This window comes from Pelomonas sp. Root1217, from assembly GCF_001425705.1.
In the GTDB taxonomy this organism is placed as follows: Bacteria; Pseudomonadota; Gammaproteobacteria; order Burkholderiales; family Burkholderiaceae_C; genus Pelomonas.
In genome coordinates this window covers 127,183-146,420 of record NZ_LMDC01000028.1, presented here as the reverse complement: position 1 = coordinate 146,420, position 19,238 = coordinate 127,183, and the positions used below count along the sequence as shown (strand labels likewise).

The following is a 19,238-nucleotide window of genomic DNA, read 5'->3' as shown; positions in this document are numbered from 1 at the left end:
GAGAACAACGACATGCCCGTCATCAAGATCCTCCCGCACGCCGAGTACTGCCCCGACGGCGCCAGCATCACCGCAGCCCCCGGCACGTCGATCTGCGAAGCGCTGCTGGCCAACGACATCCACATCGAGCATGCCTGCGACCAGGTCTGTGCCTGCACGACCTGCCACGTCATCGTGCGCGAGGGCGGCCGTTCGCTGAGCGAGATGGAAGAAGATGAAGAGGACATGCTGGACCGCGCCTGGGGGCTGGAGCCCGACTCGCGCCTGTCCTGTCAGGCGCTGCTGCGCCAGCAGGACGTCACGGTCGAGATTCCCAAGTACTCGATCAACCACGCCAAGGAAGGCAAGTGACAGCCGTTCAGCGCATCCTGGGTTTCGAGTCGTCCTGCGACGAGACCGGGGTGGCGCTTGTCGAGGTGGCAGGCGATGCGCCGCCGCGGCTGGTGGCGCAGGCGCTGCACAGCCAGATCACCATGCACCAGGCCTACGGCGGCGTCGTGCCCGAGCTGGCCTCGCGCGACCACGTGCGCCGCGTGCTGCCGCTGACGCGACTGGTGCTGTCGCAGGCCGGCCTGTCGCTGCAGGACGTCGACCTCATCGCCTACACACAAGGCCCGGGCCTTGCAGGCGCGCTGCTGGTGGGCGCTGGCGTGGCGGTGTCGCTGGCTGCGGCATTGGATGTGCCGGCCCTGCCCATTCACCACCTTGAAGGGCATCTGCTGTCGCCCTTTCTGTCGGCCGATCCGCCGGAGTTTCCCTTCGTCGCGCTGCTCGTCAGCGGCGGCCACACGCAGCTGATGCGGGTGGGCGACGTCGGCAGCTACGAGATCCTGGGCGAGACCATCGACGACGCCGCGGGCGAGGCCTTCGACAAAAGCGCCAAGCTGCTGGGCCTGCCTTATCCCGGCGGCCCGCATCTGGCGCGCATGGCCGAGTTCGGCAACCCGGAAGCCTTTGCGCTGCCGCGCCCGCTGCTGCACAGCGGCAAGCCGGATTTCAGCTTTGCCGGCCTGAAGACGGCGGTGCTGACGCAGGTCAAGAAGATCGGTGACTCGCCCTGCGAGCAGACCAAGGCCGACCTCGCTGCGGCGACGCAGGAAGCCATCGTCGAAGTGCTGGTGAAGAAGTCGCTGCTGGCCTTGAAGATGACCGGCCTGAAGCGCCTCGTCGTCGCCGGTGGCGTCGGTGCCAACGCGAAGCTGCGTGAGCAGTTGAACGCTGCATGCGCCAAACGGGGCGTGCGCGTGCACTACCCCGAGCTGGCTCTTTGCACCGACAACGGCGCCATGATCGCAATGGCCGCCGCGCTGCGCGTGCAGCGCGGCCTGGCCCATCCCAGCCAGGACGGCGGCTTTGCAGTCCGCCCCCGCTGGGATCTGTCTGCGGCTTAGAGGACGGTCAGCTGGCCACCGTTTTCGGCGACACGCTTGACCAGGTTCAAGGTCAGCACGCCGTTCTCGAAGCGGGCTTCCGATTGACCTTGGTCGATCTCGACCGGCAGCGAGAAGCTGCGGGCGTATCGGGCGGCGCGGCGCTCGCTGTACAGCAGGCGCGAGCCGTCGGTGGCGGCTTCGCTTTCCGGCGTGACGGTCTCGACGTTGACGCGGCGGCCTTCAACGCGAACCTTGACGGCTTCCTTGGCCACGCCAGGCATGTCGACGGTGACGCGGTAGGCCTTGTCGTCCTCGGAGACGTCCAGCGCCGGGGTACGGGCAGCGTTGCTGTCGGCATCGAACTGGCGCAGGGCGCGGACGACTTGGCGGGGATGAGTCAGATAGAACATGGGTAACTCCAGTGGTTGCGCTGCTGAACCGGTCGGGAGCAGCACCCGATGACCCGGAGATGTGGCGGCGAGGCAGCGCTTCAAGAGCCTTTCTCGAGTTGATGCAGAGAAGTCACGCATTCGCAGGGCAGGGCGGCCTGGTCTCTTGAAACCCCTTGGGAGAGCCCCACGTCCGCCCGCTTGGTCTGCAGCAAGTTGGGGACTTCTGGCGCTTTAGGCTAGAATCCGCTGGTTTTGCGCAAGCAGAACGTCAAGCACGGCTCGGGGCGGTTTCCCCCGTGTCCGCAAGTCAACCCGGAAACCGTCTGCGGCAGCGCTCCAGTAGTGCGTCTCGCCCGGCCGGACTTCCGAAACCTTTTGGAAAACAAATGTCCATCGCCGAAAAGAAGGCCGAGATCGTCAAGGCCAATGCCCGCAGCGCCAATGACACCGGCTCGCCGGAAGTCCAGGTCGCCCTGCTGACTGCCCGCATCAACGATCTGACCCCCCACTTCAAGACCCACGCCAAGGACCACCACGGCCGCCGCGGTCTGCTGAAGATGGTCAACACTCGCAAGAGCCTGTTGGCCTACCTGAAGCGCGTCGATTCCAGCCGTTATGTCGCGCTGATCGCCAAGCTGGGTCTGCGCAAGTAATTCGCTTCCTTCCACGAGGAGCCTGTCTGGTCCATTCGCCCAGTACAGGCTCTTTGTCCATTTAACTACCGGAACCGAGCTGACGTGGTGTCGGATCATTCCAAGACGGCTCTTCACCGAACCGCCCTGGAATGGCATCTGGACCAAACCCAGTCTCGTTCCCGGTTCCCCCAGGGTGCCCCCGCACCCGCCACAACCAGGAGATGAGCATGTCCATTTTCAACAAGGTCACGAAGTCCTTCCAATGGGGTCGCCACAACGTCGTGCTGGAAACGGGTGAAGTCGCCCGCCAGTCCACCGGCGCCGTCCTCGTCAACATCGAAGGCACCGTCGTGCTGGCCACCGTTGTCGCCAAGACCGAAGCCAAGGCCGGTCAGGACTTCTTCCCGCTGACCGTCGACTACCTCGAGAAGACCTATGCCGCCGGCAAGATCCCCGGCAGCTTCTTCAAGCGTGAGGGCCGCCCGAGCGAGCACGAGACGCTGACCAGCCGCCTGATCGACCGCCCGATCCGCCCGCTGTTCCCCGAAGGCTTCTTCAATGAAGTCCAGGTCGTCATCCACGTGGTGAGCCTGAACCCCGAAGTGCAGGCCGACATCGCCGCGCTGATCGGCACGTCCGCTGCGCTGGCCATCTCCGGCATCCCGTTCAACGGCCCGATCGGCGCTGCCCGCGTCGGTTATGTCAATGGCGAATACGTGCTCAACCCCAGCAAGTCCGAACTGGCCAACAGTCAGATGGACCTCGTCGTCGCCGGCACGCAAGCTGCCGTGCTGATGGTCGAGTCCGAAGCCGCTGGCCTGTCCGAAGAAATCATGCTCGGCGCCGTCGTCTACGGCCATGAGCAGGGCAATGTCGCCATCGCCGCCATCAACGATCTGGTGCGTGACGCCGGCAAGCCGACCTGGACCTGGACCGCGCCCGCCAAGGACGAGGCCTTCATTGCCAAGGTCAACGGCCTAGCCGAAGGTCCGCTGCGCGAGGCTTATCAGATCCGCTCCAAGCAAGCCCGCACGCAAGCCTGCCGCAGCGTGACGTCCAGCGTCTTCGCCGCGCTGAAGGGCGAAGGCGTCGAGTTCGACAAGGTCGAGGTCGAAGGCCTGCTGTTCGAGATCGAAGCCCGCATCGTGCGCAGCCAGATCCTCGCCGGCGAGCCGCGCATCGACGGCCGCGACACTCGCACCGTGCGCCCCATCGAGATCCGCAACGGCATCCTGCCGCGCACCCACGGCTCGGCGCTGTTCACGCGTGGCGAAACCCAGGCGCTGGTCATCGCCACGCTGGGCACGGACCGCGACGCCCAGCGCATCGACGCGCTGGACGGCGAGTTCGAAGACCGCTTCATGATGCACTACAACATGCCCCCCTTCGCCACCGGCGAGACGGGTCGTGTCGGCAGCCCGAAGCGCCGCGAAATCGGCCACGGCCGCCTGGCCAAGCGCGCGCTGATCGCCGCGCTGCCGAGCAAGGAAGACTTCCCCTACTCGCTGCGCGTCGTCTCGGAAATCACCGAGTCCAACGGCTCGTCGTCGATGGCTTCGGTCTGCGGCGGCTGCCTGGCGCTGATGGACGCCGGCGTGCCGATGAAGGCCCACGTGGCCGGCATCGCCATGGGCCTGATCAAGGACGCCAACCGCTTCGCCGTGCTGACCGACATCCTCGGTGACGAGGACCACCTTGGCGACATGGACTTCAAGGTGGCCGGCACGACGACCGGCATCACCGCCCTGCAGATGGACATCAAGATCCAGGGCATCACCAAGGAAATCATGCAGGTCGCCCTGGCGCAAGCCAAGGAAGCCCGCCTGCACATCCTGGGCAAGATGGTCGAAGCCATGGGCACGGCCAACACCGAGGTGTCGCAGTTCGCACCCCGCCTGTACACGATGAAGATCAACCCGGAGAAGATCCGTGACGTCATCGGCAAGGGTGGCTCGACCATCCGTGCGCTGACCGAAGAGACCGGCACGACCATCGACATCGGCGAAGACGGCACGATCACGATCGCGTCGACGGACGCCGACAAGGCCGAACTGGCCAAGAAGCGCATCCAGGAGATCACGGCCGAAGTCGAAGTTGGCAAGGTCTACGAAGGCCCGATCACCAAGATCCTGGACTTCGGCGCCCTCGTGAACCTGCTGCCCGGCAAGGACGGCCTGTTGCACATCAGCCAGATCGCCCACCAGCGCGTCGAGAAGGTCACCGACTTCCTGAGCGAAGGCCAGATCGTCAAGGTCAAGGTGCTCGAGACCGACGAGAAGGGCCGCATCAAGTTGTCGATGAAGGCGCTGATCGACCGCGACGCCGCGCCGGCTCCGGCCGCGCCGGCCGCTGACGACACTCCGCCGGCCGCGGAGTAATTGCTGCAGCGATGAAAGCCATCGCGATCACCGGCCCCGGCGGGCCCGAGGTGCTGGAGCTGGCCGACAGGCCGGATCCAGTCGCGGGCCTGGGTGAGTGCCTGATCCGTGTTGCAGCTTCGGGCATCAACCGCCCGGACGTGCTGCAGCGCAAGGGCGCCTACCCGCCGCCGGCGGGTGCGAGCGAATTGCCGGGCTTGGAAGTCGCGGGCGAGATCGTCGCCGGTGACGCTGGCGTTTTGGCTGCGCGTGGCTTCAAGCTGGGCGACCAGGTCTGCGCGCTGGTCAACGGCGGCGGCTATGCCGAGCTGTGCACGGCGCCGGTCGGCCAATGTCTGCCGGTGCCCAAAGGCTGGACGCTGGCGCAAGCCGCGACCTTGCCGGAGACCAGCTTCACCGTCTGGGCCAATGTCTTTGAGCGCGCGGCTCTGCAGCCGGGCGAGACGCTGCTGATCCACGGTGGCTCCAGCGGCATCGGCGTGACGGCCATCCAGATTGCCAAGGCGCTGGGTGCCCGCGTGCTCGTGACGGTGGGCAGTGCCGACAAGGCGGAGGCCTGCAAGGCCTTGGGCGCCGACGTGGCCATCAACTACCGCGAACAGGATTTCGTCGCCGAAGCCAGGGCCGCCACCGGCGGGCGCGGTGTCGACGTGATCCTGGACATGGTGGCCGGCGACTACATCGGCCGCGGCGTGCAGGCGCTGGCGGAGGACGGCCGGCTGGCGCTGATCGCCGTGCAGGGCGGTGTGAAGTCGGAGATCGACGCCGGCCTGGTGCTACGCAAACGCCTGACGATCACCGGCTCGACGCTGCGCCCGCGGTCTGCGGCCTTCAAGGCCAGCCTGGCGCGCGCGCTGCGCGACAAGGTCTGGCCGCTGATCGAGGCAGGTCGCATCAAGCCCGTGGTTTACCGCGAACTGCCGGCCGCCAAGGCCGCCGAAGCGCATGCGCTGATGGAATCGAATGAGCACATTGGCAAGATCGTGCTGAACTGGTGACGGAGCTGACATGAGAAGAAAACTCGTCGTGGGCAACTGGAAGATGCATGGCAGCCGCGCTGCCAATGCCCAGTTGCTGGCTGGCCTCAAGGAGGCCGGCCCGTGGAACGCCGACGTCGCCGTCTGCGTGCCTTTCCTCTACATTGCCGAAACAGCGCTTGCGTTGACTGGCACGACCATCGTCTATGGCGCGCAGGACTGCTCCTCGCACGAGCAGGGCGCCTACACCGGCGAGGTGTCGAGCGCGATGCTGGCCGATGTGGGTTGTCGTTATGCCATCGTTGGCCACTCGGAGCGCCGCGCCTACCACGCGGAGAGCGACCAGCTTGTCGCCGACAAGGCCAAGGCCGCACTGGCCCACGGCGTGACGCCCATCGTCTGTGTCGGTGAAACCCGCGCCGAGCGCGAGGCCGGCCACACCGAGGCCGTCGTCAAGCGCCAGCTGGCGGCTGTCATCCACACGCTCGGACATTGCTGCGGCGAGATGGTCGTCGCTTATGAACCCGTCTGGGCCATCGGTACCGGCCTGACTGCCACGCCCGCTGAAGCGCAGGCAGTGCATGCCGTGCTGCGCGCCCAGCTTCATGCGGCGACTGACCGTTCCGGCATCATGCGCATCCTTTACGGCGGTAGCGTCAAGGCGGACAACGCGGCCGAATTGTTTTCGCAGCCCGACATCGACGGCGGCCTGATTGGCGGCGCGTCGTTGAAGGTGGCGGACTTCGCCGCCATCTGCCTGGCCGCGGCCCACTGAAATGAAGCTGCCCCTCGCCCAGTCTTGCGGCGCTGAACGCGCGCCAACCTGGTCGGTCCCCCACGGGGACGAGGCTGCTTGCGGCATTGAGCTGCAAGCAGCCTCAGGCGGGCCGGCTCGGCGAGGTGGAGTCGGACACAAGCAGTCCCTGCGGACTGCTTGTGCCTACGGAACGCCTGGGCCTCTGGCCCATGGCAGGCCCAGCGCTCGACCCGGAAATAGGTGAAGTATCCCGGCGCCTGTCGCATGGAGCGGCGGCGTCATTGAGTTTTGATGGAGTGTTTGGAATGCAGTTCTTTGCGAATCTGGTGTTGATCGTTCAGTTGCTCTCGGCCCTGGTGATCATCGGTCTGGTGCTGGTGCAGCACGGCAAGGGCGCCGACATGGGTGCGTCCTTCGGAAGCGGCGCTTCGGGTAGCCTGTTCGGTGCCACTGGCAGTGCCAACTTCCTGTCGCGCAGCACGGCCGTCGCCGCCACGCTGTTCTTCGGTTGCACGCTGGGCCTGGCCTTCCTGTCCAACGGCCGCACAGCCGCACCGACTGCCGACAGCGTGCTGGACCGCGCCGCCGTCGTCGCCCCCGCCGCGTCGGGCGCTGCCGCTATCCCTGGCGCCGTCGTTGCGCCGGCTGCAACGGCCTCGGCCGCTGGGTCTGCCGCGACCAACTGAAGTCCGACTAAAAACCTCGCTTCCTCATCGGGAGACCCCTAATTCCCGGTATAGAATTCGAGGCTGTCTGGCACGCAAACCCTCACTAGCTGCCAGGCAAATTTGAGTACCTGCCGTCGTGGTGAAATTGGTAGACACGCTATCTTGAGGGGGTAGTGGCGAAAGCTGTGCGAGTTCGAGTCTCGCCGACGGCACCAGAACATCGGCTAGGATTCCCGTTGGTCCTGATGCGGGAATCAGCCAGAGCGGCCTGTCGCCGACGTCGCCCGGCCTTGAGCTGGGGCGATTGAAGCAAGGTTCAAGGCGGGCGCGATCCGCGAGCGAGATCTTTCGATTCGCTGGTGGCGCGCCTGTTTGCTTTTGTGGTCGGCTTGCGTAGCGGCCCAAGTGGACGAAGACGTTGAAGTCGACCCGGGAAAGCCAAGATGAATCTCGAACAATACCTGCCCGTCATCCTCTTCATTTTGGTCGGCGCAGTGGTCGGGATTGCACCCCAGGTGCTCGGCGCTCTGCTGGGCCCCAATCGGCCAGATCAGGCCAAGAACTCCCCCTACGAATGCGGCTTCGAGGCCTTTGAAGACGCGCGCATGAAATTCGATGTGCGCTACTACCTCGTCGCCATTCTGTTCATTCTTTTCGACCTGGAAATTGCCTTCCTGTTCCCTTGGGCCGTGGCGCTCAGAGAGATCGGTGCGACGGGCTTCTGGGCGATGATGATCTTCCTCGGCATTCTGGTCGTCGGCTTCGCCTACGAGTGGAAAAAAGGCGCCCTCGATTGGGAATGACCGTCCGCCGACACAAGCTGGGAATTCCAAATGGGTATTGAAGGCGTCCTGAAAGAGGGCTTTGTCACCACCTCGGTCGACAAGCTCATCAACTGGTCCAAGACGGGCTCACTCTGGCCGATGACTTTTGGTCTGGCCTGCTGCGCCGTCGAGATGATGCATGCGGGTGCCGCGCGTTACGACATTGACCGCTTCGGCATGCTGTTCCGCCCGAGCCCGCGCCAGTCCGATCTGATGATCGTGGCCGGCACGCTGTGCAACAAGATGGCGCCGGCGCTGCGCAAGGTTTACGACCAGATGGCCGAGCCGCGCTGGGTGTTGTCGATGGGTTCCTGTGCCAACGGCGGCGGCTACTACCACTACAGCTATTCCGTCGTGCGCGGCTGCGACCGCATCGTGCCGGTGGACGTCTATGTGCCCGGCTGCCCGCCGACGGCCGAGGCGCTGCTCTACGGCATCCTGCAACTGCAGGCCAAGATCCGCCGCGAAAACACCATTGCACGCTGAGCGCCAAGGTATGAGCCTGAATCTCGAAACCCTGGCCCAGCAAGTTGGTGCCGTCCTCGGCGAGCGCGTCGTGGAGCTGAAGAACGCCCTGGGCGAACTGACGCTCACGGTTCGTGCGGCCGACTATCTCGAAGTCGCGACGACGCTGCGCGATCACCCCGAGCTCAAGCTCGAGCAGCTGATCGACCTCTGCGGTGTCGACTACAGCAGCTATGGCGATGGCGCCTGGGAAGGCCAGCGCTACGCCATCGTCAGCCACCTGCTGTCGATCAGCAAAAACTGGCGCTTGCGCCTGAAGGTGTTCGCCACCGATGACGACTTTCCCGTCGTGGCCTCGGTCACCGAGGTGTGGAGCTCGGCAAACTGGTTTGAGCGCGAAGCCTTCGACATGTATGGCGTCATCTTCGACGGCCACAACGACCTGCGCCGCATCCTGACGGACTACGGCTTCATCGGCCACCCGATGCGCAAGGACTTCCCGGTGTCGGGGCATGTCGAGATGCGCTACGACGCCGAGCAGAAGCGAGTCATCTACCAGCCGGTGACCATCGAGCCGCGCGAGATCACGCCGCGCATCATTCGTGAAGACAAGTACGGCGGGTTGTAAGCAATGGCCGAAATCAAGAACTACACGCTGAACTTCGGTCCCCAGCATCCGGCCGCCCACGGCGTGCTGCGTTTGGTGCTGGAGCTGGACGGCGAAGTCATCCAGCGCGCCGACCCACACATCGGCCTGCTGCACCGCGCGACCGAGAAGCTTGCCGAGAGCAAGACCTACATCCAGTCGCTGCCCTACATGGACCGCCTCGACTACGTGTCGATGATGGCCAACGAGCAAGCCTACTGCCTGGCCATCGAGAAGATGCTGGGGCTGGAAGTGCCAATCCGCGCGCAATACATCCGCGTGATGTTCGCGGAGATCACGCGGCTGCTGAATCACCTGATGTGGCTCGGCGCGCACGGCCTGGACTGCGGTGCGATGAATGTGCTCATCTACTGCTTCCGCGAGCGCGAAGACCTGTTCGATATGTACGAGGCTGTCTCGGGCGCACGCATGCACGCGGCCTACTTTCGGCCGGGTGGCGTCTACCGTGACCTGCCGGACACGATGCCGAAGCACCAGGCCAGCAAGATCCGCAATGCCAAGGCCATCGACAGGCTCAACGAGAATCGCCAAGGCTCTCTGCTGGACTTCATCGATGACTTCACCGCGCGCTTCCCGAAGAACGTTGACGACTACGAAACGCTTCTGACCGACAACCGAATCTGGAAACAGCGCACGGTCGGCATCGGCGTCGTGTCGCCCGAGCGCGCGCTGAACCTGGGCTTCACCGGCCCCATGCTGCGCGGCTCCGGCATCGCCTGGGACTTGCGCAAGAAGCAGCCCTACGACGTCTACGACAAGCTGGACTTCGACATCCCCATCGGCACCAACGGCGACACCTACGACCGCTACGTCGTGCGTGTCGAAGAGATGCGCCAGTCCAACCGCATCATCCAGCAGTGCTCGGCCTGGCTCCGTGCCAACCCCGGTGCGGTCATCACCGACAACCACAAGGTGGCGCCGCCTTCGCGCGTGGACATGAAGTCCAACATGGAAGAGCTGATCCACCACTTCAAGCTCTTCACCGAGGGCTTCCACGTGCCCGAGGGCGAGGCCTATGCGGCCGTCGAACACCCCAAGGGCGAGTTCGGCATCTACATGGTCAGCGACGGAGCCAACAAGCCCTACCGCCTGAAGATCCGCCCGCCGGGCTTTGCCCATCTGGCAGCGCTGGACGAGATGGGTCGCGGCCACATGATCGCCGACGCCGTCGCCATCATCGGCACCATGGACATCGTGTTCGGCGAGATTGATCGATGAGCTACCAACTCTCTGACGCCACCCGCGCTCGCTTCGACCGCGAGGTTGCCAAGTACCCCTACGAGCTGCGCCAGTCTGCCGTCATGGCCTGCCTGGCCATCGTGCAGCAGGAAGAGGGCTTCGTGTCCCGCGCAGCGGAAGATGCGATCGCTGCTCATCTCGGCATGGCGCCCATCGCCGTGTACGAGGTGACGACCTTCTACAACATGTACAACCAGAAGCCGGTTGGCAAGTTCAAGCTGAACGTCTGCGCCAACCTGCCTTGCCAGCTGCGCGACGGCCAGAAGGCGCTGGACCACCTGTGCAGCAAGCTCGGCATCGAGCAGGGCGGCACGACGGCCGACGGCCTGTTCACCGTGCAGAAGAGCGAGTGCCTGGGCGCATGCGCCGACTCGCCGGTGATGCTGGTCAACGACCGCCAGATGTTGAGCTTCATGACGATGGAGCGTCTGGACGAGCTCGTCGACGTGCTGCGGTCTGAAGCAGCGAAGGCCTAAGGACGACGATGCTGGACCTTTCCAAATTCCAAGCCACCGGCGCCGAGACATGCTTTCACGGCCGCCACATCAGCCCGCAGATCTATGCGGACCTGGACGGCAAGAACTGGTCGATCAAGGACTACGAAGCCCGTGGTGGCTATGCGGCCCTGCGCAAGATCCTCGGCAAGGACGGTGGCGAAGGGTTGACCGCTGATCAGGTCATCGCTGAAGTGAAAACCTCGGCACTGCGTGGGCGCGGCGGCGCCGGTTTTCCCACGGGCCTGAAGTGGAGCTTCATGCCCCGCCAGTTCCCGGGTCAGAAGTACCTCGTCTGCAACTCCGACGAGGGCGAGCCGGGCACCTGCAAGGACCGCGACCTGCTGATGTTCAACCCGCATCAGGTCATCGAAGGCATGGCCATCGCTGCCTACGCGATGGGCATCACGGTGGGCTATAACTACATCCACGGCGAGATCTTCGAGGTCTACGAGCGCTTCGAAGCGGCCCTGGAGGAAGCCCGCGCCGCGGGCTATCTCGGCGACAAGATCATGGGCTCGGAGTTCAGCTTCCAGCTGCACGGCCACCATGGCTTCGGCGCCTACATCTGCGGCGAGGAAACCGCACTGCTGGAATCGCTGGAAGGCAAGAAGGGCCAACCGCGCTTCAAGCCGCCGTTCCCGGCCAGCTTCGGCCTGTACGGCAAGCCCACCACCATCAACAACACCGAGACGTTTGCTGCGGTGCCCTGGATCATCCGCAACGGCGGCCAGGCCTACCTCGAGATCGGCAAGCCGAACAACGGCGGCACGAAGCTGTTCTCGGTGTCGGGTGACGTCGAGAAGCCCGGCAACTTCGAGGTGCCGCTGGGCACGTCCTTCGAGACGCTGCTCGAGTTGGCCGGTGGCGTGCGCAAGGGCCGCAAGCTCAAGGCCGTCATTCCCGGCGGCTCGTCCGCGCCGGTGCTGCCGGCCGACGTGATGATGCAGTGCACGATGGACTACGACTCCATCGCCAAGGCCGGCTCCATGCTGGGTTCGGGTGCCGTCATCGTTATCGACGACTCGCGCTGCATGGTGCAGAGCCTGTTGCGCCTGTCCTACTTCTACGCCCACGAGTCCTGCGGCCAGTGCACGCCCTGCCGCGAAGGCACGGGCTGGATGCACCGTGTGCTGGAACGCATCTACCACGGCGAGGGCAGGGCAGAAGACCTGGACCTGCTGAACTCCGTGGCCGACAACATCCAGGGCCGCACGATCTGCGCGCTGGGCGACGCTGCCGCGATGCCTGTGCGCGCCATGATCAAGCACTTCAAGCACGAGTTCGTGCACCTGATTGAACACAAGAAGCCCCTGGTGGCTCCGACCTGAGCGCCCAGAGAAACACCACCATGGTTGAAATCGAACTCGACGGTCAGAAGGTCTCGGTCCAGGAAGGCAGCATGGTCATGCATGCCGCCGAGAAGGCCGGCACCTACATCCCGCATTTCTGCTATCACAAGAAGCTCAGCATCGCGGCCAACTGCCGCATGTGCCTGGTGGACGTGGAGAAGGCGCCCAAGCCCATGCCCGCCTGCGCGACGCCGGTCACGCAGGGCATGATCGTCCGCACCAAGAGCGACAAGGCGATCAAGGCCCAGCAGGGCGTCATGGAATTCCTGCTGATCAACCACCCGCTGGACTGCCCCATCTGCGACCAGGGTGGCGAGTGCCAGCTGCAGGACCTGGCCGTGGGCTACGGCGCTGGCAAGAGCCGCTACTCCGAAGAGAAGCGCGTCGTCTTCCACAAGAACGTCGGCCCGCTGATCTCGATGGAAGAGATGAGCCGCTGCATCCACTGCACTCGCTGCGTGCGTTTCGGCCAGGAAATCGCCGGCCAGATGGAACTGGGCATGGCCCACCGTGGCGAGCACAGCGAGATCCAGACCTTTGTCGGCCGCACGGTGGACTCCGAGCTGTCGGGCAACATGATCGACATCTGCCCGGTCGGCGCGCTCACCAGCAAGCCCTTCCGCTACAGCGCCCGCACCTGGGAGCTGTCGCGCCGCAAGAGCGTCAGCCCCCACGATTCGACCGGTGCCAACCTGATCGTCCAGGTCAAGAACCACCAGGTCCTGCGCGTCGTTCCGCTGGAGAACGAAGACGTCAACGAATGCTGGATCGCCGACCGCGACCGCTTCAGCTATGAGGCCCTGAACAGCGACGCCCGCCTGACCGCGCCCATGATCAAGCAGGGCGGCGCCTGGAAGCAGGTCGACTGGACGACGGCGCTGGAATACATCGCCAACGGCCTGAAGACCATCAAAGCCGACCACGGCGCGGCGGCCATCGGCGCGCTGGGCTCGGCCCACAGCACGGTGGAAGAGCTGCACCTGCTCGCACAGCTCGTGCGCGGCCTGGGCAGCGACAACATCGACCACCGTCTGCGCCACAGCGACTTCGGTAATGCCGCTTCGGCTGGCCAGGCGCACTGGTTGGGCACCAGCATCGCGAGCCTGTCCGAGCTGGACCGCGCCCTGGTCGTCGGCTCCAACCTGCGCAAGGATCACCCGCTGTTCGCCGCCCGCCTGCGCCACGCCGCGCGCCGCGGTGCCGCCGTGCATCGCGTTGGCGTGAACAACGATGACTGGCTGATGCCGCTCGCAGCTTCGCAATCCGTGATGCCCTCGGGCTGGGTGCAAGCCCTGGCCGATGTGGCTGCCGCCATTGGTGCTGGTGCGCCGTTGGCTGGCACGGCAACGTATGAAGCCAAGGCCATCGCCGCCAGCCTGCAGTCTGGTCGAGCCAAGGCCGTGCTGCTGGGCAACGCCGCTGCTGAACACCCGCAGGCCGCCAGCCTGCTGGCGCTGGCGCAGTGGATTGGCCAGCAGACCGGCGCCAGCGTCGGCTACCTGACCGCCGCCGCCAACACGGTCGGCGCTCAGCTGGTGAAGGCGCAGCCGCAGATCGACGGCCTGAACGCCGGCCAGATGCTGAACGGCACGTCGCTGAAGGCGGCGCTGCTGCTGAACACCGACCCGGTGCTGGACTCCGCCAACGCCGCGGCCGCCGCCAAGGCGCTGGACGCGGCCGAGATGGTCGTCGTGCTGAGCCCGTTCAAGTCCGGCCTCGAGTACGCCGACGTGCTGCTGCCCGTCGCTCCGTTCACCGAGACCTCCGGCAGCTTCGTCAACGCAGAGGGCCGCCTGCAAAGCTTTGTCGGCGTCGTGCGCCCGCTGGCCGAGACGCGTCCGGCCTGGAAGGTGCTGCGCGTGCTGGGCAATCTGCTGGGCCTGCCGGGCTTCGACCAGGACAGCTCCGAGCAGGTCCGCGAACAGGCCCTGGGTGGTGACATCGCCGCCCGCCTGTCCAACGTCACCTCCGCCGCACCGCAAGTCGCGGCCAAGGGCGAGGGCATCGAACGCTTCGGCAACCTGCCCATCTACGCGACCGACGCACTGGTGCGCAACTCGACCTCGCTGCAGCTGACCACCGACGGCCGCGAAGCCGCCACGGTCGGGCTGCCCAGCAGCCTGTGGCAACAGCTTGGCCTGCAAGACGGCGACCAGGTTCGCGTCGTGCAGGACGGCGGCGCAGCCCAGTTGCCCGCCCGCCTCGAAGCCGGCCTGCCGCAAGGCGTGGCCCGCGTGCCCGCCGGCCTCGCACAAACCGCCGCACTGGGTGCTGCCTTCGGCACGCTCAACATCAGCAAGGTCTGAGGGAGCTGACAAGAATGATCGACACCCTCTACCAGAACGGCGCCTCGCTGCTGGGGGCCCTGTGGCCCCTGGTGTGGAGCCTGATGAAGATCATCGCAGTCGTCGCGCCGCTGATGATCTGCGTCGCCTACCTGACGCTGTGGGAGCGCAAGGCCATCGGCTGGTCGCAGATCCGCCCGGGCCCGAACCGTGTTGGCCCCTATGGCCTGCTGACCCCCATCGCTGACGCGGTCAAGCTGATCTTCAAGGAGATCATCAAGCCCACAGCCGCCAGCAAGGGCCTGTTCTTCCTCGGCCCCGTCATGACCATCATGCCGGCGCTGGCCGCCTGGGCCGTCGTGCCCTTCGGCCCGGATGCCGCCGCCGCCAACGTCAATGCCGGCCTGCTCTACCTGATGGCCATCACCTCGCTTGAGGTCTACGGCGTCATCATCGCCGGCTGGGCGTCCAACTCGAAGTACGCCTTCCTCGGCGCGTTGCGCGCCTCGGCCCAGATGGTCTCCTACGAGATCGCGATGGGCTTTGCGCTGGTCGTCGTGCTGATGGTGACGGGCAGCCTGAACATGACCGAGGTCGTGCAGGTGCAGGAGCGCGGCTGGTTTGCATCCCACGGCGTGCCGCTGCTGTCGTGGAACTGGCTGCCGCTGTTCCCAATCTTCATCGTCTACTTCATCTCGGGCCTGGCCGAAACCAACCGCCATCCGTTCGACGTCGTCGAAGGCGAATCGGAAATCGTGGCCGGCCACATGATCGAGTACTCGGGCATGTCGTTCGCGATGTTCTTCCTGGCCGAGTACGCCAACATGATCCTGGTGTCGGCGCTGGCCGTCCTCATGTTCCTGGGCGGCTGGAGCGCACCGATCTCCTGGAGCCTGTTCGGCATCGAGACGCCCGCCTTCATCCAGCACACGATGGCGTTCTGGAACTGGGCCTGGCTGTTCGGCAAGACCTTCTTCGTCGTCACGACGTTCCTGTGGGTGCGCGCCACGTTCCCGCGCTTCCGCTACGACCAGATCATGCGTCTGGGCTGGAAGATCTTCATTCCCATCACGCTGATCTGGCTGGTCGTTGTCGGTGCCTGGATGCAGACACCGTTCAACATCTGGAAGTGAGGCGGCGCCCATGACTGCAATCACGAATTTCGCGAAGACCTTCTTCCTCTGGGAACTGCTCAAGGGGATGAAGCTCACCGGGAGGCACTTCCTCTCGCGCAACATCACCGTCCAGTTCCCCGAAGAAAAGACGCCGCTGAGCCCGCGCTTCCGCGGCCTGCATGCTTTGCGCCGCTACGAGAACGGCGAAGAGCGCTGCATCGCCTGCAAGCTCTGCGAGGCCGTCTGCCCGGCGCTGGCCATCACCATCGAAAGCGATGTGCGTGCCGACGGCAGCCGCCGAACGACGCGCTACGACATCGACCTGACCAAGTGCATCTTCTGCGGCTTCTGCGAAGAGAGCTGCCCGGTGGACTCCATCGTCGAGACGAACATCTTCGAATACCACGGCGAAAAGCGCGGCGACCTGTACTTCACCAAGGACATGCTGCTGGCCGTCGGTGACAAGTACGAGCCCCAAATCGCGGCCCAAAAGGAGGCGGACGCCAAGTACCGCTGATCGTTGACGCGCCCTGGCGCGTTCAACGGTCCAGCCGCCTGGCCTGGATACGCATGGATATCACGACCATCCTCTTCTACGTCTTCTCCGGCATCCTGCTGGTGTCGTCGTTCCGCGTCATCACGGCGCGCAGCACCGTGCATGCGGCGCTGTTCCTCATCCTGTCGTTCTTCACGGCATCCTGCATCTGGATGCTGCTGAAGGCCGAGTTCCTGGCCATCGCGCTGGTGCTCGTCTACATCGGCGCCGTCATGGTGCTGTTCCTGTTCGTCGTCATGATGCTGGACCTGAACACGGACAGCCTGCGTGAGGGCTTCTGGAAGCACCTGCCGCTGGCGGCCGTCGTTGGCGCGCTGATCGCCTTCGAGATGGGCATCGTGCTGATGGGCGGCTTCCAGTTGTCCGACGCGCCGGTGGCCACCGCGGAGCAGCTGAAGATGGGCAACACCAAGCTGCTCGGCATCGAGATCTACACGGCCTACCTCTATCCGCTGCAGATCGCCGCCGTGTTGCTGCTGGTCGCCATCGTCGCGGCCATCGCGCTGACGCTGCGCCGGCGCAAGGACTCGCGCGCCATGGACGCATCCGAACAGGTCAAGGTCACCAAGGCCCAGCGCCTGAAGATCATCAAGATGGCGCCGACCGTTGCCACGCCGCCGGCTCCGCCCGTCGCACCCACTGAAGGAGGCCAGGCATGACCGCCATTACTGGACTGGGTGGCCTCACGCTCGGCCACTTCCTGACGCTCGGCGCGATGCTGTTCGCGCTGTCGGTGATCGGCATCTTCCTGAACCGCAAGAACCTGATCGTGCTGCTGATGGCCATCGAGCTGATGCTGCTGGCGGTCAACCTGAACTTTGTCGCCTTCTCGCACTACCTGGGCGACATGGGTGGTCAGGTCTTCGTGTTCTTCATCCTGACCGTCGCGGCGGCCGAGTCGGCCATCGGCCTGGCCATCCTGGTTGTGCTGTTCCGCAACCGCGCCAGCATCAACGTCGAGGAACTCGACGCGCTGAAGGGTTGAGAAAAAGATGTCTGCACAACTCTCCCAGAACCTGTTGCTGACGGTGCCACTGGCGCCGCTCGCGGGCGCCATCGTCGCCGGCTTCTTTGGCAAGGCGGTGGGCCGCCGCGGCTCGCACATGGTCACCATCCTCGGTGTGCTGATCGCTTTCATCCTGTCGGCGATGACGCTGTACAGCGTGGCCGTAGATGGTGCGCGCTTCAACGCCACCATCTACGAATGGATGAACCTCGGCGCACTGAAGATGGAGGTCGGCTTCCTCATCGACGGCCTGACCGCGATGATGATGGTCGTCGTGACCTTCGTGTCGCTGATGGTGCACATCTACACCATCGGCTATATGGAAGAGGACGACGGCTACCAGCGCTTCTTCTCCTACATCTCGCTGTTCACCTTCAGCATGCTGATGCTCGTCATGAGCAACAACATGCTCCAGCTGTTCTTCGGCTGGGAAGCGGTGGGCCTGGTGTCCTACCTGCTGATCGGCTTCTGGTACAAGAAGCCGACGGCCATCTTCGCCAACATGAAGGCCTTCCTGGTCAACCGGGTCGGCGACTTCGGCTTCATCCTCGGCATCGGCCTACTGGTGGCTTTCGGCGGTTCACTGAACTACGTCGAGACCTTCGCCAAGTCCGAGATCCTGTCCCAGATGGTCTTCCCAGGCACCGATTGGTCGCTGATGACCGTCGCCTGCATCTGCCTGTTCATCGGTGCCATGGGCAAGAGCGCGCAGTTCCCGCTGCACGTCTGGCTGCCCGACTCGATGGAAGGCCCGACGCCGATCTCCGCGCTGATCCACGCCGCGACGATGGTGACGGCTGGCATCTTCATGGTGGCGCGCATGTCGCCGCTGTTCGAGCTGAGCGACACGGCGCTGAACTTCGTCATGGTGATCGGTGCGATCACGGCGCTGTTCATGGGGTTCCTGGGCATCATCCAGAACGACATCAAGCGCGTCGTCGCCTACTCGACGCTGTCGCAGCTGGGTTACATGACGGTCGCCCTGGGCGCCTCGGCCTACTCGGTCGCCGTCTTCCACCTGATGACGCACGCCTTCTTCAAGGCCCTGCTGTTCCTCGGTGCCGGCTCGGTCATCATCGGCATGCACCACGACCAGGACATCCGCAACATGGGCGGCCTGCGCAAGTACATGCCCATCACGTGGATCACGTCTCTGCTGGGTTCTCTGGCGCTGATCGGCACGCCGCTGTTCTCGGGCTTCTACTCCAAGGACTCGATCATCGAGGCCGTGCATGCCAGCCATCTGCCAGGCGCACATTTCGCCTACTTCGCCGTCATCGTCGGCGTGTTCGTGACGGCCTTCTATTCGTTCCGGATGTACTTCCTGGTCTTCCATGGCAAGGAGCACTTCCACCACAAGCCGTTCCCGCCGGAAGACGACGAGCAGCACGGTCATGACGACCACGGCGACCACCACGCCCATGTGCCGCACGAGTCGCCCTGGGTCGTCACGGCGCCGCTGGTTCTGCTGGCCATTCCGTCGGTCGTCATCGGCTTCATGACCATCCAACCGATGCTGTTCGGCGACTTCTTCAAGGACGCCATCTTCGTCAACCTGCACGCCCACCCGGCGATGGAGGAACTGGCCGAGGAGTTCCATGGCGCCGCAGCGATGGCCCTGCACGGACTGACCTCGCTGCCGTTCTGGCTGGCGCTGTCCGGTGTGGTCACGGCCTATGTGTTCTACATGGTCGCGCCCAGCATCCCGGCCACGCTGGCCAAGGTGCTGCGTCCGCTGATCATCGTCCTGGAGAACAAGTACTTCATGGACTGGTTCAACGAGAACGTCCTCGCCCGTGCTGCGCGCCTGATCGGCGTTGGCCTGTGGAAGGGCGGCGATGCCGGCCTGATCGACGGCCTCATCATCAATGGCTCGGCACGTGCCGTCGGCGGCATCGCGGGCCTGGTGCGACGCTTCCAGACAGGCTATCTGTACTGGTACGCCCTCGTCATGATCCTTGGCGTCACGGGCCTGATGACCTGGCAGCTCTGGCCCTATATCAAGCCCCAGTTCAGCGCCCTGTTCGGGTTCTGAGCGAGAGGCGGAGAACAAGA

General features: G+C 64.8%; 20 protein-coding genes and 1 tRNA gene. 20 read left to right on the top strand and 1 reads right to left on the bottom strand.

The genetic code is table 11. From position 1 onward, the window contains the following. The first annotated feature begins 12 nt into the window (after positions 1 to 12). Positions 13 to 351, top strand: a complete 339-nt coding sequence (gene fdx / locus ASC95_RS20755) for an ISC system 2Fe-2S type ferredoxin (RefSeq protein ID WP_057299623.1) — start codon at positions 13 to 15, stop codon at positions 349 to 351. Further along, on the top strand, positions 348 to 1,391 hold the full coding sequence (gene tsaD / locus ASC95_RS20750) for a tRNA (adenosine(37)-N6)-threonylcarbamoyltransferase complex transferase subunit TsaD (protein WP_057299622.1): 1,044 nt from the start codon (positions 348 to 350) through the stop codon (positions 1,389 to 1,391). Before fdx ends, tsaD begins: the two co-directional genes overlap by 4 nt. On the opposite strand, the gene ASC95_RS20745 is transcribed toward tsaD, so the two are convergent. Then, on the bottom strand, positions 1,388 to 1,783 hold the full coding sequence (locus ASC95_RS20745) for an Hsp20/alpha crystallin family protein (protein ID WP_057299621.1): 396 nt from the start codon (positions 1,781 to 1,783) through the stop codon (positions 1,388 to 1,390). The two genes, tsaD and ASC95_RS20745, sit on opposite strands and share 4 nt — an antisense overlap. A 368-nt stretch (positions 1,784 to 2,151) precedes the next feature. Between ASC95_RS20745 and rpsO the strand changes: the two genes are divergently transcribed. From rpsO to nuoL, 18 genes are all read left to right on the top strand, one after another. Continuing rightward, entirely contained in the window at positions 2,152 to 2,418 is a 267-nt protein-coding gene (gene rpsO, locus ASC95_RS20740) for a 30S ribosomal protein S15 (protein WP_057299620.1), read from the top strand. Between the two features lie 209 nt (positions 2,419 to 2,627). Further along, positions 2,628 to 4,778, top strand: coding sequence for a polyribonucleotide nucleotidyltransferase (gene pnp / locus ASC95_RS20735; protein WP_057300442.1), 2,151 nt, complete (start codon positions 2,628 to 2,630; stop codon positions 4,776 to 4,778). Between the two features lie 11 nt (positions 4,779 to 4,789). Then, positions 4,790 to 5,776: an NAD(P)H-quinone oxidoreductase gene (locus ASC95_RS20730; protein WP_057299619.1), complete on the top strand. Its 987-nt coding sequence runs from the start codon at positions 4,790 to 4,792 to the stop codon at positions 5,774 to 5,776. A gap of 10 nt (positions 5,777 to 5,786) precedes the next feature. After that, complete coding sequence (gene tpiA, locus ASC95_RS20725; protein WP_057299618.1) at positions 5,787 to 6,530, top strand: triose-phosphate isomerase; 744 nt, start codon at positions 5,787 to 5,789, stop codon at positions 6,528 to 6,530. 287 nt (positions 6,531 to 6,817) lie between these two features. Beyond that, positions 6,818 to 7,198 (top strand): preprotein translocase subunit SecG, encoded by a 381-nt coding sequence (gene secG, locus ASC95_RS20720; RefSeq protein WP_057299617.1) that lies wholly within the window; start codon positions 6,818 to 6,820, stop codon positions 7,196 to 7,198. A gap of 112 nt (positions 7,199 to 7,310) precedes the next feature. Beyond that, positions 7,311 to 7,395: transfer RNA gene (locus ASC95_RS20715), tRNA-Leu, on the top strand. Positions 7,396 to 7,623: 228 nt separating this feature from the next. Then, positions 7,624 to 7,983, top strand: a complete 360-nt coding sequence (locus ASC95_RS20710) for an NADH-quinone oxidoreductase subunit A (protein ID WP_057299616.1) — start codon at positions 7,624 to 7,626, stop codon at positions 7,981 to 7,983. Positions 7,984 to 8,013: 30 nt separating this feature from the next. Further along, positions 8,014 to 8,490, top strand: coding sequence for an NADH-quinone oxidoreductase subunit B family protein (locus ASC95_RS20705; protein WP_046113908.1), 477 nt, complete (start codon positions 8,014 to 8,016; stop codon positions 8,488 to 8,490). A gap of 10 nt (positions 8,491 to 8,500) precedes the next feature. Next, entirely contained in the window at positions 8,501 to 9,097 is a 597-nt protein-coding gene (locus tag ASC95_RS20700; protein ID WP_057299615.1) for an NADH-quinone oxidoreductase subunit C, read from the top strand. Positions 9,098 to 9,100: 3 nt separating this feature from the next. Then, positions 9,101 to 10,354, top strand: coding sequence for an NADH-quinone oxidoreductase subunit D (locus ASC95_RS20695; protein ID WP_057299614.1), 1,254 nt, complete (start codon positions 9,101 to 9,103; stop codon positions 10,352 to 10,354). Continuing rightward, positions 10,351 to 10,851: an NAD(P)H-dependent oxidoreductase subunit E gene (gene nuoE / locus ASC95_RS20690; RefSeq protein WP_057299613.1), complete on the top strand. Its 501-nt coding sequence runs from the start codon at positions 10,351 to 10,353 to the stop codon at positions 10,849 to 10,851. Before ASC95_RS20695 ends, nuoE begins: the two co-directional genes overlap by 4 nt. A gap of 8 nt (positions 10,852 to 10,859) precedes the next feature. Then, complete coding sequence (gene nuoF / locus ASC95_RS20685) at positions 10,860 to 12,200, top strand: NADH-quinone oxidoreductase subunit NuoF (protein WP_057299612.1); 1,341 nt, start codon at positions 10,860 to 10,862, stop codon at positions 12,198 to 12,200. A 20-nt stretch (positions 12,201 to 12,220) separates the two neighbouring features. Next, positions 12,221 to 14,527, top strand: a complete 2,307-nt coding sequence (gene nuoG / locus ASC95_RS20680) for an NADH-quinone oxidoreductase subunit NuoG (protein WP_057299611.1) — start codon at positions 12,221 to 12,223, stop codon at positions 14,525 to 14,527. A gap of 14 nt (positions 14,528 to 14,541) precedes the next feature. After that, complete coding sequence (gene nuoH / locus ASC95_RS20675; RefSeq protein ID WP_057299610.1) at positions 14,542 to 15,639, top strand: NADH-quinone oxidoreductase subunit NuoH; 1,098 nt, start codon at positions 14,542 to 14,544, stop codon at positions 15,637 to 15,639. Between the two features lie 10 nt (positions 15,640 to 15,649). Further along, complete coding sequence (gene nuoI, locus ASC95_RS20670; protein WP_057299609.1) at positions 15,650 to 16,138, top strand: NADH-quinone oxidoreductase subunit NuoI; 489 nt, start codon at positions 15,650 to 15,652, stop codon at positions 16,136 to 16,138. 53 nt (positions 16,139 to 16,191) lie between these two features. Beyond that, positions 16,192 to 16,836: an NADH-quinone oxidoreductase subunit J gene (locus ASC95_RS20665; RefSeq protein WP_057299608.1), complete on the top strand. Its 645-nt coding sequence runs from the start codon at positions 16,192 to 16,194 to the stop codon at positions 16,834 to 16,836. Continuing rightward, on the top strand, positions 16,833 to 17,162 hold the full coding sequence (gene nuoK, locus ASC95_RS20660) for an NADH-quinone oxidoreductase subunit NuoK (RefSeq protein WP_057299607.1): 330 nt from the start codon (positions 16,833 to 16,835) through the stop codon (positions 17,160 to 17,162). The genes ASC95_RS20665 and nuoK overlap by 4 nt, the downstream gene beginning before the upstream one ends. Positions 17,163 to 17,169: 7 nt before the next feature. After that, a complete protein-coding gene (gene nuoL / locus ASC95_RS20655; RefSeq protein ID WP_057299606.1) occupies positions 17,170 to 19,218 on the top strand; it encodes an NADH-quinone oxidoreductase subunit L in 2,049 nt (682 codons plus the stop codon). Positions 19,219 to 19,238: the final 20 nt, after the last annotated feature.